24 protein-coding genes, 1 pseudogene and 2 other annotated features are annotated in these 25495 nt (G+C 34.4%); of the genes and pseudogenes, 12 read left to right on the top strand and 13 right to left on the bottom strand.

Translation table 11 applies throughout. The annotated features are described in order from the left end of the window. Positions 1-13 precede the first annotated feature (13 nt). The 3 genes from M1D66_RS02140 to M1D66_RS02150 all read right to left on the bottom strand — a co-directional run bounded on the left by M1D66_RS02140 (position 14) and on the right by M1D66_RS02150 (position 4846). A complete protein-coding gene (locus M1D66_RS02140) occupies positions 14-1705 on the bottom strand; it encodes a methyl-accepting chemotaxis protein (protein ID WP_242554958.1) in 1692 nt (563 codons plus the stop codon). Between the two features lie 213 nt (positions 1706-1918). After that, positions 1919-3613 carry a methyl-accepting chemotaxis protein gene (locus M1D66_RS02145; RefSeq protein ID WP_242554959.1) on the bottom strand — a complete coding sequence of 565 codons (1695 nt, stop codon included), beginning with the start codon at positions 3611-3613 and terminating at the stop codon, positions 1919-1921. Between the two features lie 414 nt (positions 3614-4027). Beyond that, complete coding sequence (locus M1D66_RS02150) at positions 4028-4846, bottom strand: class I SAM-dependent methyltransferase (RefSeq protein WP_242554960.1); 819 nt, start codon at positions 4844-4846, stop codon at positions 4028-4030. A 114-nt stretch (positions 4847-4960) separates the two neighbouring features. Beyond that, positions 4961-5231 (top strand) — a binding site (T-box leader). 50 nt (positions 5232-5281) lie between these two features. Here M1D66_RS02150 and metG point away from each other — a divergent pair. Further along, positions 5282-6916, top strand: a complete 1635-nt coding sequence (gene metG, locus M1D66_RS02155) for a methionine--tRNA ligase (RefSeq protein WP_242554961.1) — start codon at positions 5282-5284, stop codon at positions 6914-6916. Between the two features lie 41 nt (positions 6917-6957). On the opposite strand, the gene M1D66_RS02160 is transcribed toward metG, so the two are convergent. The 6 genes from M1D66_RS02160 to M1D66_RS02185 form a co-directional block, all read right to left on the bottom strand. Next, the gene (locus M1D66_RS02160; protein WP_074554286.1) at positions 6958-7212 is read right to left on the bottom strand and encodes a hypothetical protein; all 255 of its coding nucleotides are present in this window, start codon (positions 7210-7212) and stop codon (positions 6958-6960) included. 67 nt (positions 7213-7279) lie between these two features. Next, positions 7280-8182, bottom strand: coding sequence for an EamA family transporter (locus tag M1D66_RS02165; RefSeq protein ID WP_000410484.1), 903 nt, complete (start codon positions 8180-8182; stop codon positions 7280-7282). A 141-nt stretch (positions 8183-8323) separates the two neighbouring features. Further along, a complete protein-coding gene (locus M1D66_RS02170) occupies positions 8324-9766 on the bottom strand; it encodes a sensor histidine kinase (RefSeq protein ID WP_086410146.1) in 1443 nt (480 codons plus the stop codon). Then, a complete protein-coding gene (locus M1D66_RS02175) occupies positions 9744-10409 on the bottom strand; it encodes a response regulator transcription factor (protein WP_000148833.1) in 666 nt (221 codons plus the stop codon). The genes M1D66_RS02170 and M1D66_RS02175 overlap by 23 nt, the downstream gene beginning before the upstream one ends. Positions 10410-10773: 364 nt before the next feature. Further along, positions 10774-11235 carry a L,D-transpeptidase gene (locus tag M1D66_RS02180; protein ID WP_000735058.1) on the bottom strand — a complete coding sequence of 154 codons (462 nt, stop codon included), beginning with the start codon at positions 11233-11235 and terminating at the stop codon, positions 10774-10776. Between the two features lie 30 nt (positions 11236-11265). Continuing rightward, positions 11266-11709, bottom strand: coding sequence for a DUF3978 family protein (locus M1D66_RS02185; protein ID WP_000388769.1), 444 nt, complete (start codon positions 11707-11709; stop codon positions 11266-11268). Between the two features lie 401 nt (positions 11710-12110). Here M1D66_RS02185 and M1D66_RS02190 point away from each other — a divergent pair, with 401 nt between their 5' ends. The 5 genes from M1D66_RS02190 (at position 12111) to M1D66_RS02210 (ending at position 15207) form a co-directional block, all read left to right on the top strand. Beyond that, positions 12111-12725 carry a DedA family protein gene (locus tag M1D66_RS02190; protein ID WP_000454754.1) on the top strand — a complete coding sequence of 205 codons (615 nt, stop codon included), beginning with the start codon at positions 12111-12113 and terminating at the stop codon, positions 12723-12725. Positions 12726-12950: 225 nt separating this feature from the next. Further along, entirely contained in the window at positions 12951-13172 is a 222-nt protein-coding gene (locus M1D66_RS02195) for a helix-turn-helix transcriptional regulator (protein ID WP_000776168.1), read from the top strand. Next, on the top strand, positions 13162-13875 hold the full coding sequence (locus M1D66_RS02200) for a DUF3169 family protein (RefSeq protein ID WP_153595741.1): 714 nt from the start codon (positions 13162-13164) through the stop codon (positions 13873-13875). Before M1D66_RS02195 ends, M1D66_RS02200 begins: the two co-directional genes overlap by 11 nt. Positions 13876-13917: 42 nt before the next feature. Next, complete coding sequence (locus tag M1D66_RS02205) at positions 13918-14970, top strand: M50 family metallopeptidase (RefSeq protein WP_242555038.1); 1053 nt, start codon at positions 13918-13920, stop codon at positions 14968-14970. Positions 14971-15066: 96 nt separating this feature from the next. Next, the gene (locus M1D66_RS02210) at positions 15067-15207 is read left to right on the top strand and encodes a DUF3985 family protein (protein ID WP_000404758.1); all 141 of its coding nucleotides are present in this window, start codon (positions 15067-15069) and stop codon (positions 15205-15207) included. Between the two features lie 247 nt (positions 15208-15454). Here M1D66_RS02210 and M1D66_RS02215 read toward each other — a convergent pair whose 3' ends face one another. Beyond that, positions 15455-15841, bottom strand: coding sequence for a DUF3938 domain-containing protein (locus tag M1D66_RS02215; RefSeq protein ID WP_001077773.1), 387 nt, complete (start codon positions 15839-15841; stop codon positions 15455-15457). 460 nt (positions 15842-16301) lie between these two features. On the opposite strand from M1D66_RS02215, the gene M1D66_RS02220 reads away from it, so the two are divergent. Continuing rightward, complete coding sequence (locus M1D66_RS02220; protein WP_000397302.1) at positions 16302-16823, top strand: GNAT family N-acetyltransferase; 522 nt, start codon at positions 16302-16304, stop codon at positions 16821-16823. A 109-nt stretch (positions 16824-16932) separates the two neighbouring features. Here M1D66_RS02220 and M1D66_RS02225 read toward each other — a convergent pair whose 3' ends face one another. Next, on the bottom strand, positions 16933-17826 hold the full coding sequence (locus M1D66_RS02225; RefSeq protein ID WP_000530044.1) for a YitT family protein: 894 nt from the start codon (positions 17824-17826) through the stop codon (positions 16933-16935). 277 nt (positions 17827-18103) lie between these two features. On the opposite strand from M1D66_RS02225, the gene M1D66_RS02230 reads away from it, so the two are divergent. From M1D66_RS02230 to M1D66_RS02240, 3 genes are all read left to right on the top strand, one after another. Continuing rightward, positions 18104-18388, top strand: coding sequence for a hypothetical protein (locus tag M1D66_RS02230; protein ID WP_000394930.1), 285 nt, complete (start codon positions 18104-18106; stop codon positions 18386-18388). Between the two features lie 28 nt (positions 18389-18416). Next, entirely contained in the window at positions 18417-19199 is a 783-nt protein-coding gene (gene yidC, locus M1D66_RS02235) for a membrane protein insertase YidC (RefSeq protein WP_000920522.1), read from the top strand. Between the two features lie 129 nt (positions 19200-19328). Beyond that, entirely contained in the window at positions 19329-20144 is an 816-nt protein-coding gene (locus tag M1D66_RS02240) for a hypothetical protein (RefSeq protein ID WP_242554962.1), read from the top strand. A gap of 78 nt (positions 20145-20222) precedes the next feature. On the opposite strand, the gene M1D66_RS02245 is transcribed toward M1D66_RS02240, so the two are convergent. Beyond that, a complete protein-coding gene (locus M1D66_RS02245) occupies positions 20223-20450 on the bottom strand; it encodes a hypothetical protein (RefSeq protein ID WP_242554963.1) in 228 nt (75 codons plus the stop codon). A gap of 165 nt (positions 20451-20615) precedes the next feature. Further along, positions 20616-20852: a binding site (T-box leader), on the top strand. Positions 20853-21021: 169 nt separating this feature from the next. On the opposite strand from M1D66_RS02245, the pseudogene M1D66_RS02250 reads away from it, so the two are divergent. After that, positions 21022-22569: pseudogene (locus M1D66_RS02250) on the top strand (IS200/IS605 family accessory protein TnpB-related protein). Between the two features lie 248 nt (positions 22570-22817). Beyond that, the gene (locus M1D66_RS02255; protein ID WP_000546301.1) at positions 22818-24131 is read left to right on the top strand and encodes an APC family permease; all 1314 of its coding nucleotides are present in this window, start codon (positions 22818-22820) and stop codon (positions 24129-24131) included. Positions 24132-24255: 124 nt separating this feature from the next. On the opposite strand, the gene M1D66_RS02260 is transcribed toward M1D66_RS02255, so the two are convergent. Further along, positions 24256-25470 carry a hypothetical protein gene (locus tag M1D66_RS02260; RefSeq protein ID WP_000788577.1) on the bottom strand — a complete coding sequence of 405 codons (1215 nt, stop codon included), beginning with the start codon at positions 25468-25470 and terminating at the stop codon, positions 24256-24258. Positions 25471-25495 lie beyond the last annotated feature (25 nt).

Raw genomic sequence — 25495 nt, forward strand, 5'->3', positions numbered from 1 at the left:
ATTTTTTGAACATCTATTCTGTTTTAAAATGAGATACGAGCTGATCTAACTCTTCAACTGTTTGTTTCATTTTTCTAGCAGTTACTGTCATTTCATTCATAACAATAACTTTCTGTTCAGCAGATTGTGCCGTTGCGGCAGTTTCGCTGGATACTTCAGTAGAGATAGAAGCGATGTTATTAAGTGAAGCATTCATTTCTTCAGCACTTGCAGCCATTTCTTCAGCAGTTGCTGATATATCTTGCATTTGAGTAGATACTTTATTTACTTGTTCCACAATTGTTGTGAAAGAAGTACCAGCTTCACGAATAACATTGATACCTTCAAATGCTTCAGAACGGCCTTGAGACATCATAGAGCTAGCAGTTTCTGTATCATTTTGAATTTGATGTAGTAATTGATTAATGTCTGTTGCAGCTGTTTTAGATTGTTCAGCAAGCTTTCGAACTTCGTCAGCTACGACAGCAAATCCTTTTCCTTGCTCACCAGCACGAGCTGCCTCAATAGAAGCATTTAAAGCAAGTAAGTTTGTTTGCTCAGCAATATTAGAAATAGATTGTACAGCAGTATCAATATATTTCGTATGAGTGATTAGACGTTCAACCACTTCTGACGTAGCATTTACAGCTTCGTGTATTGTTGTCATTTGTGAAACAGATTTTTGGATAACGGTACTTCCATCGCTAGCATGTTCAGATGTGGCAACAGCAAGTTCCGCTACAGATGAAGCAGATTCAGCAATGCGCTGAACACTTACTGCCATATCATCCATTGCAGTTGAACTTTCTTCCATACTAGAAGTTTGTGATTGAATACTTGCATTTAAGTTGGACATCGAGCTTTGGACTCTTAATGTCGCCTCACGTGATGTATTCGTTTTTTCTAGCATATTTTCAGAAGCGGTTTGTACTTCCACTGATGTTTTTTGAACACGATTAATAATATGTTGTAGGTTTTCTAACATTTTATTAAATGATGTTGCGATAGCACCTATTTCATCGTTGCTATTTACTTGTAGACGTGCCGTTAAGTCACCTTCTTGAGAGGCCAATTCTTTTAGTTTCGTGTCAATTTGTTGAATTGGTTTCACCAGTTTACCAGAGAACCACCATGCAAGAATAATTGCAACGATAATACATACAACAAGTGATAAGAAAATAACATATTCGATTAAGAGTGCAGATTGATCAATTTTTTCAATAGCTTGTTCACGTAATTTAGCTTGTTCATTACTGTAATTTGTGAAGTCACCAATTACTTTATAGACCGTTCCGTTTTCTGAAGAAGCTACTTGTAAAGCTTCTTCCCATTTTTGTTCTTTTGCAAGAGTGAATACTTTTTCTTCAATGAACTTTCTCCAAGTAGACCCTAATTCCATTGTGCTTTTTACGGACGAAGAAAGATTTGGATTAGAAAGAAGTTTATCTTTTGAATCCTCAAGACGTTTACTCATCTCATTAAACTTGTCTAATTCGACTTGATCATGTTGTAGTAAATAACCTCTTAAAGCAGAAAGCTGTACTTGATAAGCGTCCCCACGTTCTTTCAATTCTGTTGCCAGTGGAGAAATTTCTTTTTGTAATGTTTCAGCTTTACGAGATTGATCGATAGCAAAAAATAAAATAAATGCTAAGGCGACACCAAATAAAGCGCAAATCGTTCCCATCATGAACATAAGTTTTTTTCTGATACTTACAAAATTCATATAATTAAAAGCCTCCTTTGTGAAATCTTAGTATTAGAATTAATAAATGTAAAAAATTGAAAGAAAGCTTTACTCCAGTTGGAATAAAGCTTTCTTATTTCCTTTAGGAATTATAGCAGACGGAATGAGAGATAGAAAGAGATATTTTAAAGTGAAAAAAGAGAGACTGTAAAACTTTCATTCCTATACCTTTGAGCTCGTGTCATTTTCACTTTAAGCGTTTGTTTTGAAATGAGAGACGAGAACTTCAAGTTCTTGTACGATTGTTTTCATTTCAGATGATTTTTTAGCCACGATACTCATTTTGTTTACTTGATCACCAGCCGAATGTGCTGTTTGTGATGTTTCTGCAGCAACTTCGTTTGAAATAGAAGCGATATTATTTAAAGCTGCGTTCATTTCTTCAGAGCTTGCAGCCATCTCTTCAGCAGTTGCAGACATTTCTTGCATTTGTGTAGAGACTTTGTTAATGTGGTTAACAATTTCTGAGAATGAAGATCCGGCGGTACGAATAACCGTAATTCCTTCAGAAGCTTCTGCTTGACCTTGTGTCATCATGTTATTTGCTATTTTTGTATCAGCTTGAATTTGATGAAGTAAATGGTTAATGTCAGTTGCGGCTAGTTGAGATTGTTCAGCAAGTTTTCGAACTTCATCGGCAACAACAGCGAATCCCTTTCCATGTTCACCAGCACGAGCTGCTTCAATAGAAGCATTTAAAGCGAGTAAATTTGTTTGGTCGGCGATATTCGAAATAGATTGAAGTGCAGTATCTATATGATTTGTATGTGTAATGAGTCGCTCAACTACTTGTGATGTAGCGTTAACAGCTTCGTTAATTGTATGCATTTGTGTAATAGATTTCTCAATGACTTTATTCCCATCATCTGCTTTTTCTGAAGTTGTGACAGCTAAACTAGTAACAGAAGAGGCGGACTCAGCGATACGCTGAACACTCGTTGCCATGTCATCCATTGCGGTTGAACTTTCTTCAATGCTAGAAACTTGTGAACGAATATTGTGTTCAAGAGTATTCATAGTTTCTTGGGTTCTTGCGGTATTTTCCATAGAAGCGGTTGTTTCGATAAATACATTTTCGGAAGCTTCTTTTACACTTGTTGATGTTTGTTGAACTTGTTTTATTATATGCTGTAAGTTAGTGAGCATTTGATTAAAGGAATTTGCAATGTCACCAATTTCATCTTTACTTGTTACGTGTAATCTAGCCGTTAAATCTCCATCTTGAGAAGCTAATTCTTTTAACTTCTCATCAATTTGTCGAATTGGTTTAACAAGTTTACCAGAGAACCACCATGCTAATAAGATAGACGTTAATGTACATGTAATGAGTGAGAAGAAAATAATATATTGAATAAGTGATGAAGAAGACTCGACATCAGCAATTAATGCGTCACGTTTCTCATTCTCTTCATTTGTATATTTATTAAAACGACCTAAAAGATCATTTACATAATCTGTTTGTGATAAAGCAATTTTGGATGCTTCTTCCCATTTTCCTTCACGCGCAAGAGGTAGTACCTCATTATCCATGACGCTACGCCATTTTCCCCCCATTAAAATAGCTTCTTTCATTCCTTCTGGGAGCTTCTTGTCACTTGTTACTTTCTCTCTAGTATCAGCTAATTTTTTCCCTTCTCGATTGAACTTATCTAATCCTTTTTGATCATGTGATAGCAAATATTCTTGTAAACCAGCAACTTGTGCTTGGAACCAATCGCCACGTTCTTTTAAAATCGTCGCTCTTTTTGATACATCATTTTTTAACGTTTCGATTTCACTTGCTTGATTCATGGCGAATGAAAGAATAACAATAAGAGCAATGCTAAATAAAGAAGAAATGCTTAAGAGTGTGAACAGTAGTTTTTTTCGAATACTAACATATTTCATCGTTACCCCTACCTTTATTTAAACTATTTATTATGATTTATAGATATTTAAAACAAAATTAATAAAAACATTATTATGAAGTTATTAATCTGTTCAATGAAAATTATAGCAGATAATGGAAGGAGTCAGATTGGTATTAGAAAAAGTTCTTAAAATGTATACATTTGCATATCATAAAATTCATAAATAAATATTAGAAATGCTATTGAAATTTGAAATGACATCATGTATACTTCTAATTAGTTGATAACGATTATCAGTATCAACTAAAAACATTACTCTTCGTTATGTTGGTCATACCCCTTTTTGACGACGTAAGTCAGAGACGAAATGTTGAAATATCTTGTGTCCTATTCTACAGAATTATGGTAATCTCCAACCTCAACTTATATGCGTGAGCATGCAAAAAGGATCCTATCCGTGAAGGGATCCTTTTTTGCATGCTGTCGCAATTATTGTATATAGACCAGGGATACGTTCTTCGATTCCTTCTGGTGCAGTAGAAGGAAAGACCCATCTTTGATGAGATCCATGTTCTTCAACTAGTTTTTCGATTTTAAAACGTTCTTCCGCAATTGTTGTAATGATTTCTCCTAGCGTCCAGCGACGGATGGTTGTTTTAGGTAGCGATTCTTTCTGTGCTTCTGTAAGAAGGATGCTATAAGCAACATCATCTTCAATTAATTCTTCATCGAAATAATTTCCATTGGCCTGAAATGATGGGTGGTCGACTCCTAATAATTTCGTGTAAACAGGATGATAGTCACGAAGGATAAGCATTCCATCTCGCTTAAGTAAAGTAGCAATTTTTTGAAAGAGTGGTTTTAAATCTAGAAAGTAATGGAGTACACCAAGTTCCAGCAATACGATATCAAATGATTCGGAGAGCTGCACATTTAATACATCAGAAACGACATACTGGATAGAGACACCTGCTGCGTCCGCAAGTTCATTTGCATATTTTGCATTACTTGCTGAAATATCAACAACTGTTACGTCAGAGCCTAAAAGAGCGAGAGCAACACCTTTATTTCCTTTTGAGCCGAGTAAGTTAATAATACGTTTTCCTTTTGGAGATTGTATGTAAGGTAAATAATGTGCTACTTCGCGTGTGGGATCTTCCATAATTTTTTTTGCATAATCCTCTGGCGCCCCATGGCGATTCGTCCAAGCTTCATAAGCAGCTGTATTCCAGCTTTTTTCATTTATAGTGCTTAGTTGTTTTTGGTTCAATGTTATCACTCCTTTTGTGAACGTATAGGTATTCGGCAGGGGGATGTAATTTCCTTTTCTTTCCGGATAAAAGTTTGATTTTTCTGTGATTAAGTCGTACAATACTTGTTATACGTAAAAGCGTTGAAAAGGAAAAGTAGGATGAACACATTCTTTCCAGAGAGCTTCGGTAGCTGAGAAGAAGCAAGAATATTCATTTGAACAATGGCCTTTGAGCTTCGTCCTGAACTTATCAAATGATAATAGTAGGCGGCGACGAGAGTTGGTACTCGTTATCAAAACCACAGTATAAGAGCATATAGCTCCGTACTTGTTAAGGCTAATTATGTGAGTAATTGGCGAAATAAGGTGGTACCGCGACTGTTTATACAGCCCCGCCCTTATCTTTTTTAAGATAGGGGTGGGGCTTTTTATATTTTAAAGGAGGAATGTAAGATGAGTATTTTTATTGGGGGCGCTTGGCCGTATGCGAATGGTTCATTACATCTTGGCCATATTGCGAGTTTATTACCTGGAGATATTTTAGCACGTTATTACCGGTCCAAAGGTGAGAATGTGTTGTATGTTTCGGGAAGTGATTGTAATGGAACACCGATTGCAATTAGAGCAAAACAAGAAGGTGTGACAGCGAAGGAAATTGCTGATCAGTATCATGAAGAGTTCCAGCGATGTTTTCGTAGCCTTGGTTTTACTTATGATTGCTATACACGTACAGATAGTGAGCACCATCATGAAACGGTTCAAAATGTTTTTTTACGTTTATTAGAAGAAGGACATATTTATAAAAAAATAGTGGAACAAGCGTATTGTGAAACGTGTACGCAGTTTTTACCGGATCGTTATGTAGAAGGAATATGTCCACATTGTCATGAAGCAGCAAGAGGAGATCAATGCGATGCGTGTTCTGCTATTTTAGATCCACTCGATTTGTTAGAAAAGAAATGTAAGTTATGTGGTAGTACACCATCTGTACAGGAAACAGAGCATTTCTATTTCGCATTGCATACATTTCAGGAGCAAATTAAAAGGGCTGTAGAAATTGCCAAGCAAATAGGGACATGGCGCGACAATGCGATTCAACTAACAGAGAGATATGTAAAGGAAGGATTACTAGATAGGGCCGTATCACGTGATTTACCAATTGGGGTACCAATTCCAGTAGAAGGGTATGAAGATAAGAAAATTTACGTATGGATTGAAGCAGTGACAGGCTATTATTCAGCGAGTAAACATTGGGCTGAAGAAACAGGGAAAGATGATCAAGAGTTTTGGGATAGCGAAGCGAAAACATATTATGTGCACGGAAAGGATAATATTCCGTTTCATTCCGTCATTTGGCCAGCGGTATTACTTGGAATAGGGGAGGAAGCAATCCCGCGTCATATCGTTTCGAATGAATATTTAACAGTTGAAAAAAGAAAATTATCTACAAGTAAAAACTGGGCAGTATGGGTGCCTGACATATTAGAACGCTATGATCCAGATTCTATTCGTTACTTTTTAACCGTCAACGCACCAGAAAATCGCGATACTGATTTTTCATGGCGGGAATTTATTTACAGTCATAATAGTGAATTATTAGGTGCATACGGGAACTTTGTGAACCGGACATTAAAGTTTATTGAAAAATATTATGGTGGTATCGTGCCGAAGGGAAGTATTGAGGTAGAGCTGAAAGATAAAGTAGAAGGATTATATAAACATGTAGGAGAGGCGATTGAGCAAACTAAATTTAAGGTGGCGCTAGAAACAATATTTGATGCAGTACGTTTTGCAAATAAATACTTTGATGAAAAGCAGCCTTGGAAACAAAGAGAAGATGATCCAGTTTCATGTGAAGAAACGATTTATAACTGTGTGTATCTTATCGCTAATTTTGCAAATCTCCTTGAACCGTTTTTACCATTTTCAAGTGAAAGGGTTAGAAACACATTGTCGATTGTGAAACGAAATTGGGAACCGCAAAATACGTTGCCAAGTAGAATTGATAGCGTACAGCCATTATTTGAGCGAATCGATGTAAAACAAATTGAGCATGAGATAGAGAAGCTGTATGGAGCAGTAAAATGAGATAGAGAAAAAGACCTTTCAAGTAAATGAAAGGTCTTTTGTTATACAGTATGATTCTCTTTCTTATCTTTCAAAAAGAAAAGTACAGCAAGGATTACAAGAATAATAGCTGCAATATCATACGTTATTTTAAATGTAGTATTAAAGTTTAAGTACTCTACGAAAGGAGTTTTCACTGCTCCTGCATATATACAAACGGGAATGAGAAGTAAATCGTAAAATTTCTTTTCTTTCATATATCTTATTAGGAAGAAGATACACATAATAGCAAAAAATACGATGCTTAAAATAGTCATTTATACCTCCAGATAAATTTACTTATTTTAATTGCAGTTATATCTTTTATATAAATTCTGTATTTTTTCAAGCGCTATGCACGCGATTTTGTTTCCTTTCTTTCCTAGCCGTAAGCAGCTGAGGAGTGAAGATCCCAACCAATATGAAAATAATTCCAATCCACTGCATGAACGTTACGACTTCATGTACAAGTGTAATAGAAGCAATAATAGCAGTTGGTAATTCAGCTGCACCTAATATCGTACCAAGCCCTGTTCCAACCTTTGGTACACCGATTGAAAAACAAATGACAGGTACAACAACGCCGAATAATCCGAGGAAGAAAGCATATTTCCATAGACCGGCTTGCAAAGCACCGTCTGTTAAAAAGGTTGGCGGAAAGAATAGGCATACGATAAGAGTAGCGCTTGTTGTCATAAGGAAGCTTTTCGTATAAGGCGGAACATCCGTAGCGACGCGCCCGCTTGCAAAAACATAGAATGAAAAAGAGACAGCAGCTAATAGTCCAAAGATAATCCCTTTCGTAGAAAAACTTTGTCCGAGGCCTTCAAATACACCACCTGCAAACAATGTACCAGCAAATAAAATAAGGATAGATATAATCTTATCGCGGCTTGGAAATGTTCGATTTGCAATGGCTTCGATAATGACACCAATCCAAGTGAACTGAAAGAGTAGGACGACAGCGATAGATGCGGGTAGTTCTTCTACAGAAATAGCGTAAAAAATCCCGGTCATACTCATTGTTGTTCCGACGGTTAGTAAGGAAAAGAATTGTTTTTTTGTTACTTTATGACGTGAAAAGAAAAGAACGAGTAGAAATAGTCCAATCCATCCGAAGACATATTGTCCCCCTAAGAGTTGATGTGCTGAAAATCCATTTATGAATCCGAGTTTGAAAATAGTTGAAAGTATGCCATAGCTGCAAGCACCGAATAAAACGAGCAATGAATATTTAAACTTTTCCATAAAAAATCCTCCTTTTAAGTAATAAAAAACGCCCGCTATCCAAATAAGGATAACGGGCGAACGAAACAGAGTAAGACACTCTACAAAATTCCGCCACTCACACATGAAGTATAAGTTTGGGGTATGTAATTATAGTTAATGTTACATTGCTTTTGGGAATACAATGGAGCATTTTACACCTTGAGCTGTGTTTTGTATCCCGTAAGGAAACTGATGTTTATCTAATATTTGTTTCACGATATATAATCCAAGACCACTACCTTGTACTAAACCGTGTTTATCAGGGTTTGCGCGATAGAACGGTTCAAATAAATGAGCAAGTTTATCTTCATCAATTTGTGAACCTGTATTTAATACTTCTAATGCGTAACCATTTGGTTTTTCATAAAGCTTTATATATACGTGCTGATGGTCAATTGTATAATGAATTGCATTTGAAATAATGTTAAAAATAGCAGTTTGAATAAATTTAGGATCAGCTAAAATTTGTACGTCGTGTTTAATATTAGATTGTACATTTAATTGTTTTACAGATACAAAGTAATCTACTTTCTTCATAACATCCTCAATAATATTAGATAAAGAAATGACTTCTAAATTAGGTTTAAATTGAGGGTTTTGTATTTTGGATAATTCCGACATTTTTTCCGTTAATATGTTAATGTCTTGCATCATCTCGTAGGAACGTTTCAAATACTTATCTCTATCTTTATAAGCTCCAATTCCGTGAATCATGCCATCTAGTTGTCCCATAACGGCTGCGATTGGTGTTTTTAATTCATGGGATACCATAGACATAAATTCTTTACGAGATTGTTCTAATTGTTGTTCCTTCTTGAGCTCATTTCTTAAATCTTGATTGCTTGCATGTAAATTCTTCACAATATTTGGTACTTGTGAAGCAGCTACTTGCAAATTAAAATCTGTTTGATCTGTATTTTTGTTAAGTAGCTTTTTATCTGAGAAATCAAGATTCATAATATCTTTTAAAGCATCGCTCATATATTGAAAAGGTTTGGCAATTAGTTTTGTATAAATTAAAGATCCGAGTAGTGATAATGCAAGCATTGTCGCGCCAATATGTGGAGCTAATTGCTGCAACGCATCTGCTAACTTTGGATTATCATTTGTATCATTTGTTTTACTTGCTGCATTTTGTGTATGTAAGGCATCATTATTAGCGGCTTTCTTTTCTGCTTCTGTAGGCGGATTAGAAGTGCTATTTTTCCCCGAAAGATTTTGTGTATGTTCTTTTGCCTTTACAGTTTGGCTAGGCTGCAAAAGGTGATTGATAGCTGTAGAAAGAGATTTATAATCTATAATAGAAGATTGGAAATTAGAAATGCTCCCCTCTGACACAGCTTTATTTTGCTTCGTTTTACTTCCGTCGTTTTGCTTATCTGAATCGGCCTGTTCTGTAGTCGGCGTTCCATTTTCTTTCGCAAAACGTTCTTTATCGTAGTTTGAAGCTAGAAAGTAAATAATTTGATAAAGGCAAAGTGATAAAAGAATACAAAATAATAAGGTTTTGATGAAAATATTTTTGGTGATGTTGTCTTTGCTACGATTCGATTTTGTAGCCAATGCCTTTCACCGTTTTGATATAAGGAATTCCTAGTTTTTTTCTTAAGTTTTTAATATGTGTATCTATAACTCTTACATCACCATAATGTTCATAGCCCCATACCTTATTCAACAAATCACTTCTTGATAATACTTTTCCTCGATTTTGCAGTAAAGTATAAATAATTTCAAATTCTTTTGTTGTCAATTCAATTTGATTACCATGAACATAAGCTGCATATGCTGTAGAGTTTAACATCAACTCATGGAATTGTAGTATAGTTGCAGCTTCTGCTTCCTTTGTTGCTGCCCTTCTTAATACAGCCTCTACACGCTTAATAAATACAGTGTAATGGAACGGTTTCGTAATATAGTCATCAATACCTAACTCAAATCCTTTAATTTCACTTTCTTCATTATGTAAGCCTGTTAACATAATGATTGGTACATCAGATTGTCCTCGCATAATTTTACAAATACTATAGCCATCTATATCTGGTAACATTACATCGAGGAGGACAAGGTCGTATGAATTTTTTTGGAAAAGAAGAATACCTTCTGTTCCAGCACCAACTACATCAACGGTAAAGTTTTGTGCCATTAGAAATTCACGAATAAGTTCTTGTATATCTGGGTTGTCTTCAATCACCAGTATATGCGTCATAGTAACACCTCCTAAATAACGCTTTTTACTGCAATATTCGAATTCATCATTTTTCGAGTGACTCAGATTGTTTATACATATAATAAGCCCCCGCTATAAAATAATCATGAAGGTAGCAAGGGGAATAGTTTAGTGTTACTGAATAGTTCAGAATTACAGTAGTTCTATTATAGTATGTATTATAAAATTTATAAAACATTATAACTGTATAATTTTAATATCTACGTTTATCAATGTTTAAATATTAGCTAATCAAATCTATTCCTATTATATATGTAAATACAGTTGTTTTGCTACTGTAAATGAATAAATAAAATAAGCCAAGACATAAAATTCTTGGCTACACATAAATCTTGTTTTTAGGCTATTTTACAGTGACAGTAGCTTGCTGCTGAACGCGCTCAAATAACCAGTGTATATCATTGTTATACATACGAATACAACCAAGTGTTGTCCATTTGCCGATTGCTTGATTATTGTTAGTTCCGTGAATCGCATAAGTTGTTCCGTAAGTTCCTGCCATATTTAATCCGAGCCAACGGTCACCAAGTGGATTACGTGGATCGCCGCCTTTAATTTTGCCTGTATAATAAGGGCGATTTTTAATTTTATTTACGATTTGAAAAGTGCCTTTAGGTGTAGGTGTTGCAGCTTTTCCAGTAGCGACAGTAAAACTTTTTATAAATTTTCCATCCTGATAATAATCCATTTTATTTAACTGAGTGTCTACGATTAATTGATCTTTCGTTGTAGCTGCCTCTGCGCTAGCGAATGGAAGAGTTAAAAATCCTAATGATAATAGTGCGCTTAATAATAATTTTTTCATTGTTATTCTCCTTTTACTATCGTAAGAGTCTTACATACAATGAAGTTGTAATCCTCGTAATGCTTTATTTACATTTTCATCTAATGTTTCAAAGAATGTAGTGATTTTGCTGTTGTGTTTGTTGTTGTTATCAATAAGTAATCTTTCATTTAATAAAAGCTCACCACGTAGTCCAAAACTTTGAACTTGAATATTTAGCTCATCTTCATTTTCAGAGATGATTGGTAAGAAATAATGAAAAGCTTTTGTTGGAATGATGTAGCTTTTGCCAATCATGCTTTCTTGATTTGAATTAATCCATTTTTTCGTGACAATTTTAATATTCTTTTTTGAAACGATAAAAGATAGTGTTGTAGATTTTGTTAAACTTACGTCAAATTCACTTGTTTCACATATTTGTAAATTAAAAACGGTTTCATTTTGATGAGATTCAACATTTGTATTAATAAAATCGTGCATTTTATATGCTTCCATTTCGTATTCACCCTTTTTTCAATTTCGAAAAACGACTTATATTTATTCAAATTAATGCTTAGTCATATATTGGTTAAATTTTTCAACAAATTCCGATATAATCTTACAATACGTATATGAAGCTAATATGAAGTTAGCATGAGTTTGTGATGGTTTTTTATTGAGAACAAAATAAGAGAGGTTTTTTAGTGCTAAAAAATGGATAAAATTTGCATGTTATTAATGCGCCTTTTCGCTATTTCGACTTGAAAAATGATTTTTACTATTTAATAAAGAACGAAAATCATTAGTGTGACCCTTACAAAAATGTAATAAAAATGTAAGCTATTGTGATAGTTATTTCGACAATTTTTTTATACAATAATAGTAAGAAGTTGTACGTGATTGAAAGGAGAGATGACATGGAATGGATTCATGAATTATTTCAGCAATACGGGTACTATGTTGTACTTGTCGGCTTGCTGTTAGAATATATTGCACTTCCGTTTCCGGGAGAGCCAACATTAGCATATGCGGGATTTTTAGCACATAAGGGTGATTTAAGTTTACCGATTTTAATTATTCTATCTTTTATTGGGACAAGTGTAGGAATGACGATTCAATACTTTTTAGGAAATAAATTAGGTATGCCTTTCATTCAAAAGTATGGGAAATACGTATTTTTAACGCAAAGAAAAATCGACTTAACGAGAATGTGGTTTGATAAGTATGGGTACTTCCTGATTTTTATTGGTTTCTTTATTCCTGGTGTACGTCATTTCACAGGATACTTTGCAGGAATTATTAATTTACCATTCCGTCGTTTTGCCATTACAATTTATTCAGGCGCTCTATTTTGGGTATCATTCTTCTTAATCGGTGGTTACTGGTTAGGTGGAAACTTACATGATATCTTTGGAGTGCTAGAAGGTCATATCGGTAAAATCATTTTTGGAGTTATTGTGATTGTAGCGGTTACGTTAGGTATTCGTTTCCGTAAGCAGTTAAAACGAGTATTACTACAAAACGCAAGTTAATATGAAATCCATTCTATGTCAGAATTTAGGAAGTCAGTGCAAAAGCACTGACTTTTTTATTTTTAAGACTATGTTTAATGCACATTTTACATTCTTTATAGGAATTTGATACAGGATAAGAAATAAGTATCTTGTCAATTATTATAGTCGTAATGACAATTATAATTGACAAAGATAAGGATATTATTTACAATTTTAATTAAATAAATGAAAAAGAGGGAAGACATGAAGCTTCAAAATCGAGTGAGGGAATTGCGAGCAAAGCATCGTTTATCACAAGGGGATTTAGGGAAAGCGATTGGATCATCACGGCAAACGATTAGTTTAATTGAGCGCGGGGATTATGCACCATCTATCGTATTGTCGTTAAAAATCGCACAAATTTTCAATGTACCGGTGGAGGAAATATTTACGTTAGTAGAGGGGGAAGAGGACGATGAAGAGTAAGAGTAAGCGAAAAAAACAATTTGATTCTGTGGGGAAAATAGCATTAAGTATGATAGGAGGATTTTTAACGTCTTATATAGCTTTAAATTTACTCTCGGATGAACCGAGAAAATTATCATCCAATACATTTATAGGTATATGTACTATTTTTGGAATCTTAATGATGTACTATACTTGGAAGAATACACGTATGTTAGCAGAGGCACGCGATGAAGAAGAGAGCGTACAAGGCAGAAAATTAGGCATTATAAGTATATATTTACGTGTAGGCGATATAGTTACGCAGGCATGGTTTGTATATGCAGTTATTACATGTAGACGTGCACTGTTGCAGGATACAAATGTTTCATTTGCGGTGTGGAATTTAGTAGCTTCTATTATTTGTTTAACTACTGTAGTAATTATCGGACTTATAACAAAAAATCGTTATAATAAGCTATATCCTGAACAAGGTGTAACGTATATGGAATCTATGAAAATGTGGACGAAAAACGCAGATGAAGGATTAAAGCACATTGTGCATGAGGCTGGATATAAAGCGTATGAATTTACGAATACAATATTGGCATATGTATGGTGGGCTGCCGTTATATATACAGCTGCTAGTGATATCGATTTTGTATTAATTGGCTTAATCTCATTTATTTGGATATTGCATCTCGGGAAGTTCATGTACGAAATGCAAAGAAAAATGATTTATTAAGGGGAGAAAAAGGTGGATATTTTAAGAAGGCCAGCTGGCTCAATGACAGTGGCGCTAATTCTGTCCATTTTATACGGAGTAATCCGAACTGGGAAATTAGAAGTAATTTTGAACCTATGGGCAATAGTTGGAATTTTATTGTTAGTGTTAGCCATTCATGAGCTAGGACATGTAGTGTTTGGTTTAATAGGTGGTTTACATTTTAAATTTATGACAGTAGGGCCGATTACTTTTCAAAAAGAGAAGGGGAAAGTACGCATTCGAGAAAATAAATTATGGGCGTACTTTGGGGGCGTGGCGATGTTAGTGCCTCCTTCTATAGAGACACCGAACCTTTCAAAAAAATGGGCGTGGCTCACTTTAGGTGGACCGATTACGAGTTTACTATTTGGTATTACTTTCGGTTACATATATATGGTCAGTTATTATCAATATCTTTTATATTTTTCTGTATTACACTTTGTGATTTTTGCAGCTACAATCGTACCGATAAAAGGAACGTTTTTGAGTGATGGTATGCAATTTCTCATTTTAATTAAAGATGATGAAAAGGCGAAGCAGCATTTATATAACATTCAAGTATCGAGTGAGTTATTTAGTTATAAGAGGCCGAAAGTTTGGGATAAGAGATTAATAGAACTTAGTGAGGAAAAATTAAAGGAAGATAAAAGTATAAGAGATATAATGAGCGGACTTATGCTCGTTTTTTATACCAGAGCCGATCAAGAGGGAATGGAAAGAGCGATACCGTATATAGAACGAATTGTTCAACTACCTGTAACGAAAGAAAATAAGTTTTTCGTTAGTAGTTTTCATAGTTGGTATCTTTTATATAAAGCCCTTTATCAGATGGATAGTCTTTCTTTGCAAGAAGCAAAGGAACATGCAAAGGCTATTACAAAAATGGACTTAAACGGATATTATCGTACACAAGGAATTATCAAATATTTAGAGAATGATCTAGAAGCTTCCCATACTTATATGAAGAAAGCTGATAAAGAATTGGAGAGCGCCGAGAAGAGTGAGATGGGATATTTACAATTAGAAAGAGAATGGTTTGAGCAGTTGAAGGTGAGGGTATCTTACGATGGGTGAGGTATCCTCTTTTTTATATGTCATCTTATGCCGTTCCATAAATAGCCCGGGGCGAGTAAAATGAGATAAGAAGAGCAAAGCTTGGAGGAAGTAAATATGGAAATTTTATCAATTATTTTGATAGTCTTGCTCATTTATGTTGTTTTTAAAGTGGCATATGTAGCATTAAAGATACTCGCGATCCTATTAATTATCTTTTTAATCGTAGAGTTCGGCAGTAAGTTGCTTGGTGGATAGGGTATGTTGTGCGTTTTGAGTGTCGAAGGTTGTCGGTAAATCGATATCTTGTGTCGAACCGTCGATATAATGAAAAAATCGTTGATATAAGTGGAGAAACGATTGATATATTTGAAAAATCGTTGATATATTTTAGTGAATACGAAGTGGGGTATATGGAAAAGAAGTTGCCGTGAGGGCAACTTCTTTTTATCGTGATGCGGGGTATGCAAACCAACATAAAAAAGCTGGAAGAGTATCTTCCAGCTTAAGAGTTACTTTCAATTTGGCGACCGCTATCTTCTTCATTGTCTTGTAATAGGTTGAATACGTCTGCTAAGCAGAATGCAATGAACCAAGTCCATAGACCGTGGAAGAAAGCTGAGCTTAATTGAAGTGGTAATGTATAGTTTGTCATTGAGTAGGAAATACATCCACCAACGATTCCGATCATTGTTAATAACATTGTTTTTTGAGCGTTTTCTTCTGGATTGAAGAGGAAGTAAATGTATCCGCCTAAAATTGAAGCGCTTACAAGTGTTTCGATTCCATTAAAGATGATATTCTCTCCAAGCTGAGTGTTTGTCCAGAAGCAGATTGTTCCGCCGATAATAGCAAACAGGACAGCTATTGTATATCGTATATATTGATTCATATGTTCATCTCCTTATGTAATAAGATGATTTGGAAGTCAAAAAGGTAGGTATAGTATATTGAAGTGAGTTTTAATTGTACGTATCTTTTTATAAAAAGATCATTGAAGAATAACTAAGATGATCGGTTGTTTAAACCGTTACGTGTATGGTGTCTGAAATATACCCGACTGCTCGTTTCTTTTTGCTTGTAAAATAAGAGAAACTTCCAAGTCTATATACTCTTTTTTTGTGAGTCTGCTTTCATTATAACACATTTAAGGACATAATAATAGAATTATCTGATTTTGTAATAAGTGTAAAAAATAAAAAGCGCAAGGAAATACCATTAACGGTGCAGTTTAGTGAAAGAAGGATTTTAATTTATTATGATGAAATATGTAATCAAGGTGAGATCTAAGAATGAGGCTTAAATACTATAAAAAATGTTTTATAGCATGAATGTAAGGGAGGAGAGCTAACTTGGAGTTCACAACAGAAAGATTAATAATTAGACCTTTTAAGAGTACAGATTTACAGGATGTATTTGCTATTTATAATAGTGATGATACATGCAAGTTCCTATTACATAACAAGTGGACTCATGAAGACATGCAGAAAAGATTTAATAAGAAGCTAGCAAATCATGTACTTACTAAAGAAACAATATTAAGTTTGGCAGTTATATACAAAAATAAAGTAGTTGGTGATTTATCCGTATGGTACACAAATATGAAAGACACTGTTGAGATTGGTTATAGTTTTTCAAATGAAGTAGCTGGGAGAGGTTTGGCGACAGAAGCAGTAAGTAGTTTGGTATTGAAATTATTTAATGAATTCAATGTACATCGTATACAGGCTAATCTTGATGCACGTAATACAGCTTCACAAAAATTGTGTGAACGAATAGGCATGAGAAAGGAAGCCCATTTCATACAAGATTTTTGGAATAAAGATGAATGGACAGACAGTATTGTATATGGAATGCTATCCTCCGATTTGTAGTAATAAACTTAGTGATTTTATTATGCTAAAAGGTACGTTAGTTGAATAACAAAGGGCATAACATATTATATATGACTAATATGTTATGCCCTTTAATTTATTAACCTTTTTATATGCGTTTGAAACGGCCGACAATTTCAACTGTTTCAGTAATGTTCATAAATGCTTTGTTATCCACTTGACGGATAATACGTTTCATTTCGCCTAACTCATAGCGAGTCACGACAGTGTAAATCATTTTTTTCTTATGGTTTGTATAGCCGCCGACAGCGTCTACCATTGTCACCCCGCGTATGCCGTGATGTAGTAGTGCGCTTTTTATTTCCTCGCCTTTTTCTGTAATAGTCATTATCGTTAATTTAATATGTTTCGTATGCACAGCGTCGATAACTTTGCTGACTACAAATCGACTAATTAACGTATAAAGTGTAATATCCCATCCGAAAATAAAACCTGCTGCTACAAGTAAGATTAAGTTGAATACAAATATGATTGCTCCAATTGAAACATCTCGATATTTCGCTACAATCAATCCAACAACATCAAAACCACCTGTTGAAGAAGCAAATCGGAATATAATTCCTGAAGCTGCTCCGCAGATAACACCACCGAATACAGAAGAAAGTAAAATATCGTCTGAAACTTGGTGTACCGGGATAATGTTCATCGCTAACGATGACACAGCTACAAAGTAAGCTGTTAAAAAGGTTGTCTTCTTGCCTAAGTAAAAGTGACTTAAAATAAGAAGAGGAATGTTTAGTAAAAAGATAAGTGCACCGATATTGTAGTGCATTAAATAACCGATAATCATCCCTACACCAGCGAATCCACCGCTAATCATATTATGCGGGATAAAAAACATATTCATAGAAATTGCATACAAAATAGAAGCTATAAAAATAACAACCAACTGTATCATAAATTCTAAGTGAAATGTTTTAGCTGCTGGGAAGGATAAAAAGGCGGTGTCGGGAACGTAATCGGCGTCTCCTAGTTGACCCATAGTATGTTTCATCTCCATATTCATTTTTGATTACAAGAAGAGAATAAAGGTTTTTTCAAAAACTGGCAATAGTTTTATTATAATGCAAAAATTTTATAAATTTCTAATAAATTAAGCCTATTCATTGATGTGTGTGAATATGCTAAAGAAAGCGAATACAACGTTTCTTAATTATTGTTTTCTTGAGAAAATATGCAAAATACTTTTTTTGAAAATAAAAGGAAATAGAGAATATTTGCCCGATGTGCTAAAATGACCTTATTAAGGATGTGAAGCGATGGAATTTTTATTGCAGGATGCAATTCTATATATATCGTTTGTAACGACGGCACTTTGTTTATTAGAAGTTTTCTTCCTTGCTAATGTTTCTCGCTTTGTGCGTCAACAAGCATCAAGCGGTAGACAAAGAGCTTTTGCGTTAGTTGATACATGTGAAGATAGTGCGGGAAATGTACCGCTATTTTCTATTTTTTATAAATATGGAATGATTCGTTCTGTACGCAGACAAGAATCAAGTGAAGAGAATGACGAGGTCGGTCCGTATACGCCAATGTTTCGCTAAATAATTACGAAACATTGGAGGAATGAACATGTTAAAATCATACCGAGCTGTGCTCGTTAGTTTATCATTATTATTTGTTTTTGTTTTATCTGGTTGCAGTAATGCGGCCCCAATTGATGCACATAGTACTGGGATTTGGGATCATTATTTTGTATATCCAATCTCGTTTATGATTCAATTTGTTGCTCATCATATACCTGGAGCTAGCTTTGGGATTGCTATCATTATTATGACGCTCGTTATTCGTTCAGCAATGATTCCATTAGCTGTTTCGCAATATCGCAGCCAAGCGAAAATGAAGAAAATGCAACCTGAATTGCAGAAGCTAAAGAAAAAGTACGGTGATGTAAGCAAAGACCTTGAAAAACAAAAGCAGTATCAAAAAGAAATGTCAGAACTAATGAAATCAGGCGGTTGGAATCCACTTGCTGGTTGCTGGCCAATTTTTATACAAATGCCGATTTTCTCTGCTTTGTATTATGCGATTAGCAGAACTGAAGAGATTCGCACATCTTCGTTTTTATGGGTGAACCTAGGACATGCAGATCCATATCATATATTACCGATTATTGCAGCGTTAACGACATTTATTCAGATGAAAGTTTTCCAATCGAATATTACACCTGGAGAACAAGTACAGATGCTGAAAATGCAGCAAATTATGATGCCAGCAATGATTCTATTTATGGGGTTTGCGGCGCCATCAGGACTTGTGTTGTATTGGATAACAGGTAACTTATTTACAATGACACAAACAATTGTATTAAGAAAAATAATGGAACGTGAAGAATTACAATTACAAAAGGCTTAGAGAAACACCGCTCATTACGAGCGGTGTTTTTTTGTTAAGTCGTTAAGGAAATGTTAAGAAACCGACATTATTATAGGCATTGTATACGAAAGTGTACATGCATTAGAAATATGAAGGAGGAAATTTCCTATGAAGAAGAAAACAGTTGGGTATTTAGCGATTGCAGGTGCGTTATCATTCGGAATTATTGGAGGAGTCGGCATTCCGGCATTCGCGGCAACGAATACTCCAGCAGTGGATCAGCCTGCAAAAACGGCGAAAAAGGATTTGGATGACGCTACAAAACAAAAAGTAAAAACAATTATGGATGATACAAAGAAACAGTTAGAGGAACTAGGTGTAAAGCTTCCAGAGAAAGAGAAGCGTAAAGACATGTTTGCAGGATTAGATGAACAGGCGAAAGAAAAAGCGAAGTCAATTTTAGAGCAAGAGAAGTCTGGTAAATTAACACGAGAACAAGCAAAAGAAGAATTAACAAAATTAGGCGTGAAGTTCCCGGAAAAGGATAAGCACAAAGAAATGTTTGCGGGATTAGATGAACAGGCGAAAGAAAAAGCAAAATCAATTTTAGAGCAAGAGAAATCCGGCAAATTAACACGTGAACAAGCAAAAGAGGAATTAGCGAAGTTAGGCGTGAAAATGCCAGAGAAGGGTAAGCATAAAGACATACTTACTAACTTAGATGAACAGGCGAAGGAAAAAGCAAAGTCTATTTTTGAACAGGAAAAGTCCGGGAAATTAACGCATGAGCAAGCAAAAGAAGAATTAACAAAACTAGGTGTGAAACTCCCAGAGAAAGAGAAGCATGAAGACATCTTTGCGGGATTAGATGAGGCAACAAAAACAAAAGCAAAAGCGATTTTAGACAATGAAAAGAAACAATTAGAGGCATTAAATGTGGATCTTCCGCATCATAAGTTTTTTATGAACAAAGAAGATAAATAAGCGAATTACATATCTTTCGTGTGGGCAACCGGAAGGTACGTGCGAGGACCGATTTCTATAAGTAGAAATCGGTCCCTTTTAATGATTCAATAAAAATTTTTTCATTGTTAGTATGTATCCAAAGACGCAGTAGAAGATTGCAAAACCGATAAACACTTCCGTATATTGATATTTACCCAATACGTAGAAGGAAACAGCTGGTATAATAGCTACCGCTAAAATGCTATAACCAGGATACTTGTGCCGATGCATGATAGCGAATAGAATAGAGAGAAACGTAGCAATGATACAAAAGACAGCAATCATTATTGGTGCACCTCCTAAACGGATTATACCATTTTTAGGGAAATAGGGAAGTTTTGTATCTTCTGTTATAATATAAGAAGAGAAATATTTCCTATGTTATATAAAAAATATATTGATTTTTTCTAACAATTCAATATAATGAACAATAACTACAAAATTCGACATCAAGAAGTGATGATGAGGACACGATCAATTTTTTACGATTTTCAGAGAGGGAAGCCTTTGGCTGTGAGCTTCCTAATACGGAAAAATGGATTACCACCTCTGAACTGCAGCAGTGAACGAGCATCTAGTAATTGCTTGCCGGTAAAAACCGTTATTTAGACTTGAGAAATTGGTGAAGTGTGTTACTTTACGAATTGAAACAAGGGTGGAACCACGAATACAACACTCGTCCCTTTTTTAGGGAGGAGTGTTTTTTTATTTCATTTTTGCATCACACTAGAATTGGAAGGAGGTAATAACAGTAAATAAGAATCTATAAAAAACTATAAAAATTTACAATTACAGGTTTTATATTTTACAGAATTCAACCTATAATATTTTCAGGTGATGAAAAGGGGGGAAAAGGATGAAAACAACACGTACTTGTAAAATCAATTCTATTACAAAAGAACAAACGGAAGATTTAATTACTTTGATCCGTACGTTCGAAAGTGCAAAACGATATAGTTTTAATCGTTTGATTGAGGGCGAAAACGAGAAAGAATTGATAAAAAAACTACAACCTAAATATTTGTTAAATAAACGTTTTTGTGAAGATGCAATTTTACAAGCGCAAACGATCCTTTTCTCTCAAAAAGAACTTCTTCCTGTTTACCTAGAAAACAATCAAAAAAAGTTAGAAAAGACGTTACAAAAAATAGATGATTATGAACGCGGCAAAAAAAGACCTAAACAAGTTGCATTAGAAACTTGTCTAATTGGATTAAGAAAACGAAAACAAAAATTAGAACAAAAAATTGAAACGTATGCAAAACATATTAAAAATAAAACATTACCTCCTATTATTTTTGGTGGGCGGAAAAATTTCTATGAAAGAATGAAAGATAAGATATCCAATCAAGAATGGAAAGATTTGCGGACACGACAATTATATTCTCGCGGAGATAAAAGCAAAAAAGGGAATTTGAACATGCGCATTACAGTTGATGATTGTGGGCAAGGATGGTTAGAAATTGCAAATCCATTAGGACGAACAAATGGAAAAACAAAAAGCCCACGAATCAAAGTTCCGATTATCATTCCATATCATTTTTATCATCAAATCACAAATGTCGTTATGGGAAAGCAAATCGGTGTAAATCCAAAAGGAAAACCGATTATAGAGCGTCAAAAATATAGTGTAGAAATCATTCGTAAACAAAATGAATTTTATGTAAATATTACGTTTGATGAAACAGAAATAGGTCGTGTACTAGATTTCAAGGAAACACCACAATCAGATGTAATTGCAGGAATTGATGTAAATCCGGACCGTATTGCAGTTAGTTTATGTACAAAACAAGGTAATTTTAAAGGTTCAAAAATTTTTTATCTACACAATTTGAATGCGTTTTCAACAAACAAACGCGCAACGATAATTGGACAAATCGTACAACAAATTAAAACATGGTTATTGGAAAACAATGTAGGTGGAATTGTTTTAGAAGATTTAAAGTTTCAACAATCTCATGATACTGATAAATACAGTAATCGTAATTTCCATCAATTTACGTATAAAAAGATGTTGAACAGTTTAATTCGTATGTCTCTTCGTAACGGATTTTCTGTTAAAACAGTAAACCCCGCTTATACAAGTGTGATTGGAAAATTAAAATACAGTAAAAATTTCGGTATTAGCGTTCATGAAGCAGCCGCATTCGCGATCGCAAGACGTGGATTAGAATTGCAAGAACAAGTACCACAAGAGATTATATTATTATTAAAAAACCAAATTACAACAAAACTGCGTATTCTTGTTGCTTCCATGGAAGAAAGTAAAAAGAATACGTAAAAAGTATATAAAAAATGGTTACAAACAATTCAAACGTGGAAAGAATATCACAATTGGAAATTGTGGAGCATTCTTCATAAAACTGTTTATATGAGCAATCAACAATTCGTATTTAAAATTTAAATGAGAAGGGGGGTACTGGTTTATTTCTTATAACCTCTTGCATACTACTGACTTGGATGAATGGTAGTATGCAAGGACAGATCGTTCCTAACAGGAACCTGCCGTCATTCTTTCACAATAGGTGGATGAAAAGGTCACAACCCTTACGGACAGGAAAAAGGTGAGATTCCTTTTCGGTAGTTGGCATTTGACTTGGTTCGCCAACAATTTATAGATTTTTATAAGAATTTTAAACCAGGATACGCAGCATGCATCATGATGAGAAGAACAAAATTGGTTTAACGGTAGCACTTTCTATCGTAGTAGGAACGATTATTGGGTCTGGTGTGTTTATGAAACCAGGCAGCGTATTAGATTACTCGGGGAGTTCTAATATGGCGATTCTTGCTTGGATAATTGGTGGTCTGTTAACGTTAGCAAGTGGTTTAACAGTAGCCGAAATTGGAGCGCAAATCCCGAAAAATGGTGGGTTGTATACGTATTTAGAGGAGATTTATGGAAGTTTTTGGGGGTATTTATCAGGCTGGATGCAAACAATTGTGTATGGGCCAGCTATTATTGGAACGTTAGGGTTATACTTTAGTTCTTTAATGATTAATTTTTTCTATTTAGATAAAGTATGGAATTTACCAATCGCAATTGGAACAGTTGTGTTCCTTGGCGTTGTAAATAGTATGGGAACAAAATACGGAGGTATCGTCCAAACGATCACGACAATCGGGAAGATGATTCCAATCGTATTAATTGTTGTGTTAGGTTTTTGGAAAGGGAATAGCGATATCTTTAACGTAGTTGTGCCGATATCAGAAAATCAAAGTATCGGGATGGCGATCTTAGCAACATTATTTGCTTATGACGGCTGGATTCTACTTGCGTCAATTGGTGGAGAAATGAAGAATCCAACAAAGCTATTACCGAAAGCAATGACAGTTGGGATTTTAATTGTAACAGCTGCTTACGTATTAATTAATTTGGCGTTATTGAATGTATTACCAGCAACGCAAATTGTAGAACTTGGAGAAAATGCAACAGCGACAGCTGCAGGAATGCTACTTGGAGAATATGGCGGGAAAATTATTAGTATCGGTATTATCGTTTCTATTTTCGGTTGTTTAAATGGAAAGATTTTAACATTCCCACGTATCCCGATGTCGATGGCAGAACGTGGACAACTTCCATTTGCTAAGTTTATTGCAAAGGAAAGTCCAAGATTTAAAACACCAGCAAATGCGATTACTGTTGAAATCATTTTAGGAATTATTTTAATGATTATTAGTGATCCAAATAAGCTATCTGAGATTTCCGTATTCATTATTTATATTTTCTACGTAATGACGTTTATCGGTGTCTTCATTTTAAGAAAACGTAATAAAAATAAAGAGCGTGCATACAGTGTACCGTTATTCCCAATCGTCCCAATCGTTGCGATTTTGGGCTCACTCTTTGTAATCGGTAGTGCGATTATTAACGATCCACTAAGTTGTTTCTTATCAATTGGAATTGTCTTTACGGGACTGCCGGTATATTGGTATTTAAATAAGAAGAATAAAACTGCTGTTTAATAATTAGAAAACAGGCGTATCATACGCCTGTTTTTTATATGAAAAAATTTGAAAGTATAAAATTAGAATTATGGGGAATTACATTACCCTATTCTATAACCTAGAAACAGGTAATTAAGTATAGTTAATTATCTGTTTTGGGTAGTAACATTTTAAAGTCATAAGCATAAACTTTCTTTCCGCCTTTCACAGTGGCGAGTATAGATTCTATACCTTGTATTTCTTGTTCGGATACTTTTCTTCCGTTTGTTAAGTTGTATCTTTCTATATAGTATTTATTATTGCGCTTTGCATCATAACGTAGAACATATAATGAGTCGTTTTCGAAATAAGTTTGTTCATTATATCTAACACCATCTTTAACATGGTAATCTATGGTGAATTTATGGCTCATCGTATTATTTTTAGGGTTATATGTATATATATCACCAAGACCGTTTAAAAAATATAATTCGTTGTTATATATATATGCGGAATTATCTAATGAAAATGGGCTGGTTGCAGTTGAGTTTTCTTCTTTATACATAAATATTGTATTTTGTTCTAAAGTGGCTTTATTAGTACGTAACAAGAATGTTTCCCCTTTTAGCGGATCATCCTTATCAATTGTACTCATAACCATGTAGTAATTCTCTGAATCTACTAAAATAGGTGAAAGATTAGCATGGTCCTCTTTTCCATTTATATTAAGCGCTGTAATATTCTCTATATTCATTGTTGCATCATTAAACGTTAATTTTTTCAATTCGTATTTATTAGTAACTAATTCTTGAGTGGCTACTAAAATATTTTCCCCATCTAATCCAGAGCTAATAATGAAATGAGGGATATTACTTTTATGAATAACTTTTTCATTTCCGAATAAAACATTTGAATTATAGTTCCCGTTCTCTTTGTCCATTCCTGAATTGTAAATAGTAACAAATATCTTTTGGTTTGCTAAATATCCATTAAAATCACCGGTATGTTGGTATTTTATTTTATGAGTAGTAGGATTTTCTCCTAGAAATGTTATAGTATTTTTACTCTCTAATAGAACTTGTTTTTTATCGTCAGATACACCAATACCGCCGAGCTCTAGACCACCCATTTTATATCCGCTAGCAACGCCTTGTTTATTTATAAATATGGCATAACTAATGCCTTTACCATCTAAATCTTGATCGGCAGTGGATGAGAAGTAAAGCACAGCCTTTTTATCATCTAAAAAATTTTTATTTTGTATTTCTTTATCTGATATTAAGTTTGCATTCTTATCTTTTATACATAAATAGTAAGCTAATACTGCAATCGTTATAATAATTGTAAAAAATAGAATTATTTTCCGGTGATTTTTCATTTTCACTTCTGCTCCTCAAATAAAC

This window comes from Bacillus sp. PK6-16 (genome assembly GCF_056530295.1).

Bases quoted from the DNA above. Each gene is read 5' to 3' on its own strand.
- M1D66_RS02140 (WP_242554958.1), bottom strand. From the start codon at position 1,705: ATGAATTTTGTAAGTATCAGAAAAAAACTTATGTTCATGATGGGAACG.
- M1D66_RS02145 (WP_242554959.1), bottom strand. From the start codon at position 3,613: ATGAAATATGTTAGTATTCGAAAAAAACTACTGTTCACACTCTTAAGC.
- metG (WP_242554961.1), top strand. From the start codon at position 5,282: ATGAGTATTTTTATTGGGGGCGCTTGGCCGTATGCGAATGGTTCATTA.
- M1D66_RS02160 (WP_074554286.1), bottom strand. From the start codon at position 7,212: ATGACTATTTTAAGCATCGTATTTTTTGCTATTATGTGTATCTTCTTC.
- M1D66_RS02165 (WP_000410484.1), bottom strand. From the start codon at position 8,182: ATGGAAAAGTTTAAATATTCATTGCTCGTTTTATTCGGTGCTTGCAGC.
- M1D66_RS02175 (WP_000148833.1), bottom strand. From the start codon at position 10,409: ATGACGCATATACTGGTGATTGAAGACAACCCAGATATACAAGAACTT.
- M1D66_RS02180 (WP_000735058.1), bottom strand. From the start codon at position 11,235: ATGAAAAAATTATTATTAAGCGCACTATTATCATTAGGATTTTTAACT.
- M1D66_RS02185 (WP_000388769.1), bottom strand. From the start codon at position 11,709: ATGGAAGCATATAAAATGCACGATTTTATTAATACAAATGTTGAATCT.
- M1D66_RS02190 (WP_000454754.1), top strand. From the start codon at position 12,111: ATGGAATGGATTCATGAATTATTTCAGCAATACGGGTACTATGTTGTA.
- M1D66_RS02195 (WP_000776168.1), top strand. From the start codon at position 12,951: ATGAAGCTTCAAAATCGAGTGAGGGAATTGCGAGCAAAGCATCGTTTA.
- M1D66_RS02200 (WP_153595741.1), top strand. From the start codon at position 13,162: ATGAAGAGTAAGAGTAAGCGAAAAAAACAATTTGATTCTGTGGGGAAA.
- M1D66_RS02205 (WP_242555038.1), top strand. From the start codon at position 13,918: ATGACAGTGGCGCTAATTCTGTCCATTTTATACGGAGTAATCCGAACT.
- M1D66_RS02210 (WP_000404758.1), top strand. From the start codon at position 15,067: ATGGAAATTTTATCAATTATTTTGATAGTCTTGCTCATTTATGTTGTT.
- M1D66_RS02215 (WP_001077773.1), bottom strand. From the start codon at position 15,841: ATGAATCAATATATACGATATACAATAGCTGTCCTGTTTGCTATTATC.
- M1D66_RS02225 (WP_000530044.1), bottom strand. From the start codon at position 17,826: ATGGGTCAACTAGGAGACGCCGATTACGTTCCCGACACCGCCTTTTTA.
- M1D66_RS02230 (WP_000394930.1), top strand. From the start codon at position 18,104: ATGGAATTTTTATTGCAGGATGCAATTCTATATATATCGTTTGTAACG.
- yidC (WP_000920522.1), top strand. From the start codon at position 18,417: ATGTTAAAATCATACCGAGCTGTGCTCGTTAGTTTATCATTATTATTT.
- M1D66_RS02240 (WP_242554962.1), top strand. From the start codon at position 19,329: ATGAAGAAGAAAACAGTTGGGTATTTAGCGATTGCAGGTGCGTTATCA.
- M1D66_RS02245 (WP_242554963.1), bottom strand. From the start codon at position 20,450: ATGATTGCTGTCTTTTGTATCATTGCTACGTTTCTCTCTATTCTATTC.
- M1D66_RS02255 (WP_000546301.1), top strand. From the start codon at position 22,818: ATGCATCATGATGAGAAGAACAAAATTGGTTTAACGGTAGCACTTTCT.
- M1D66_RS02260 (WP_000788577.1), bottom strand. From the start codon at position 25,470: ATGAAAAATCACCGGAAAATAATTCTATTTTTTACAATTATTATAACG.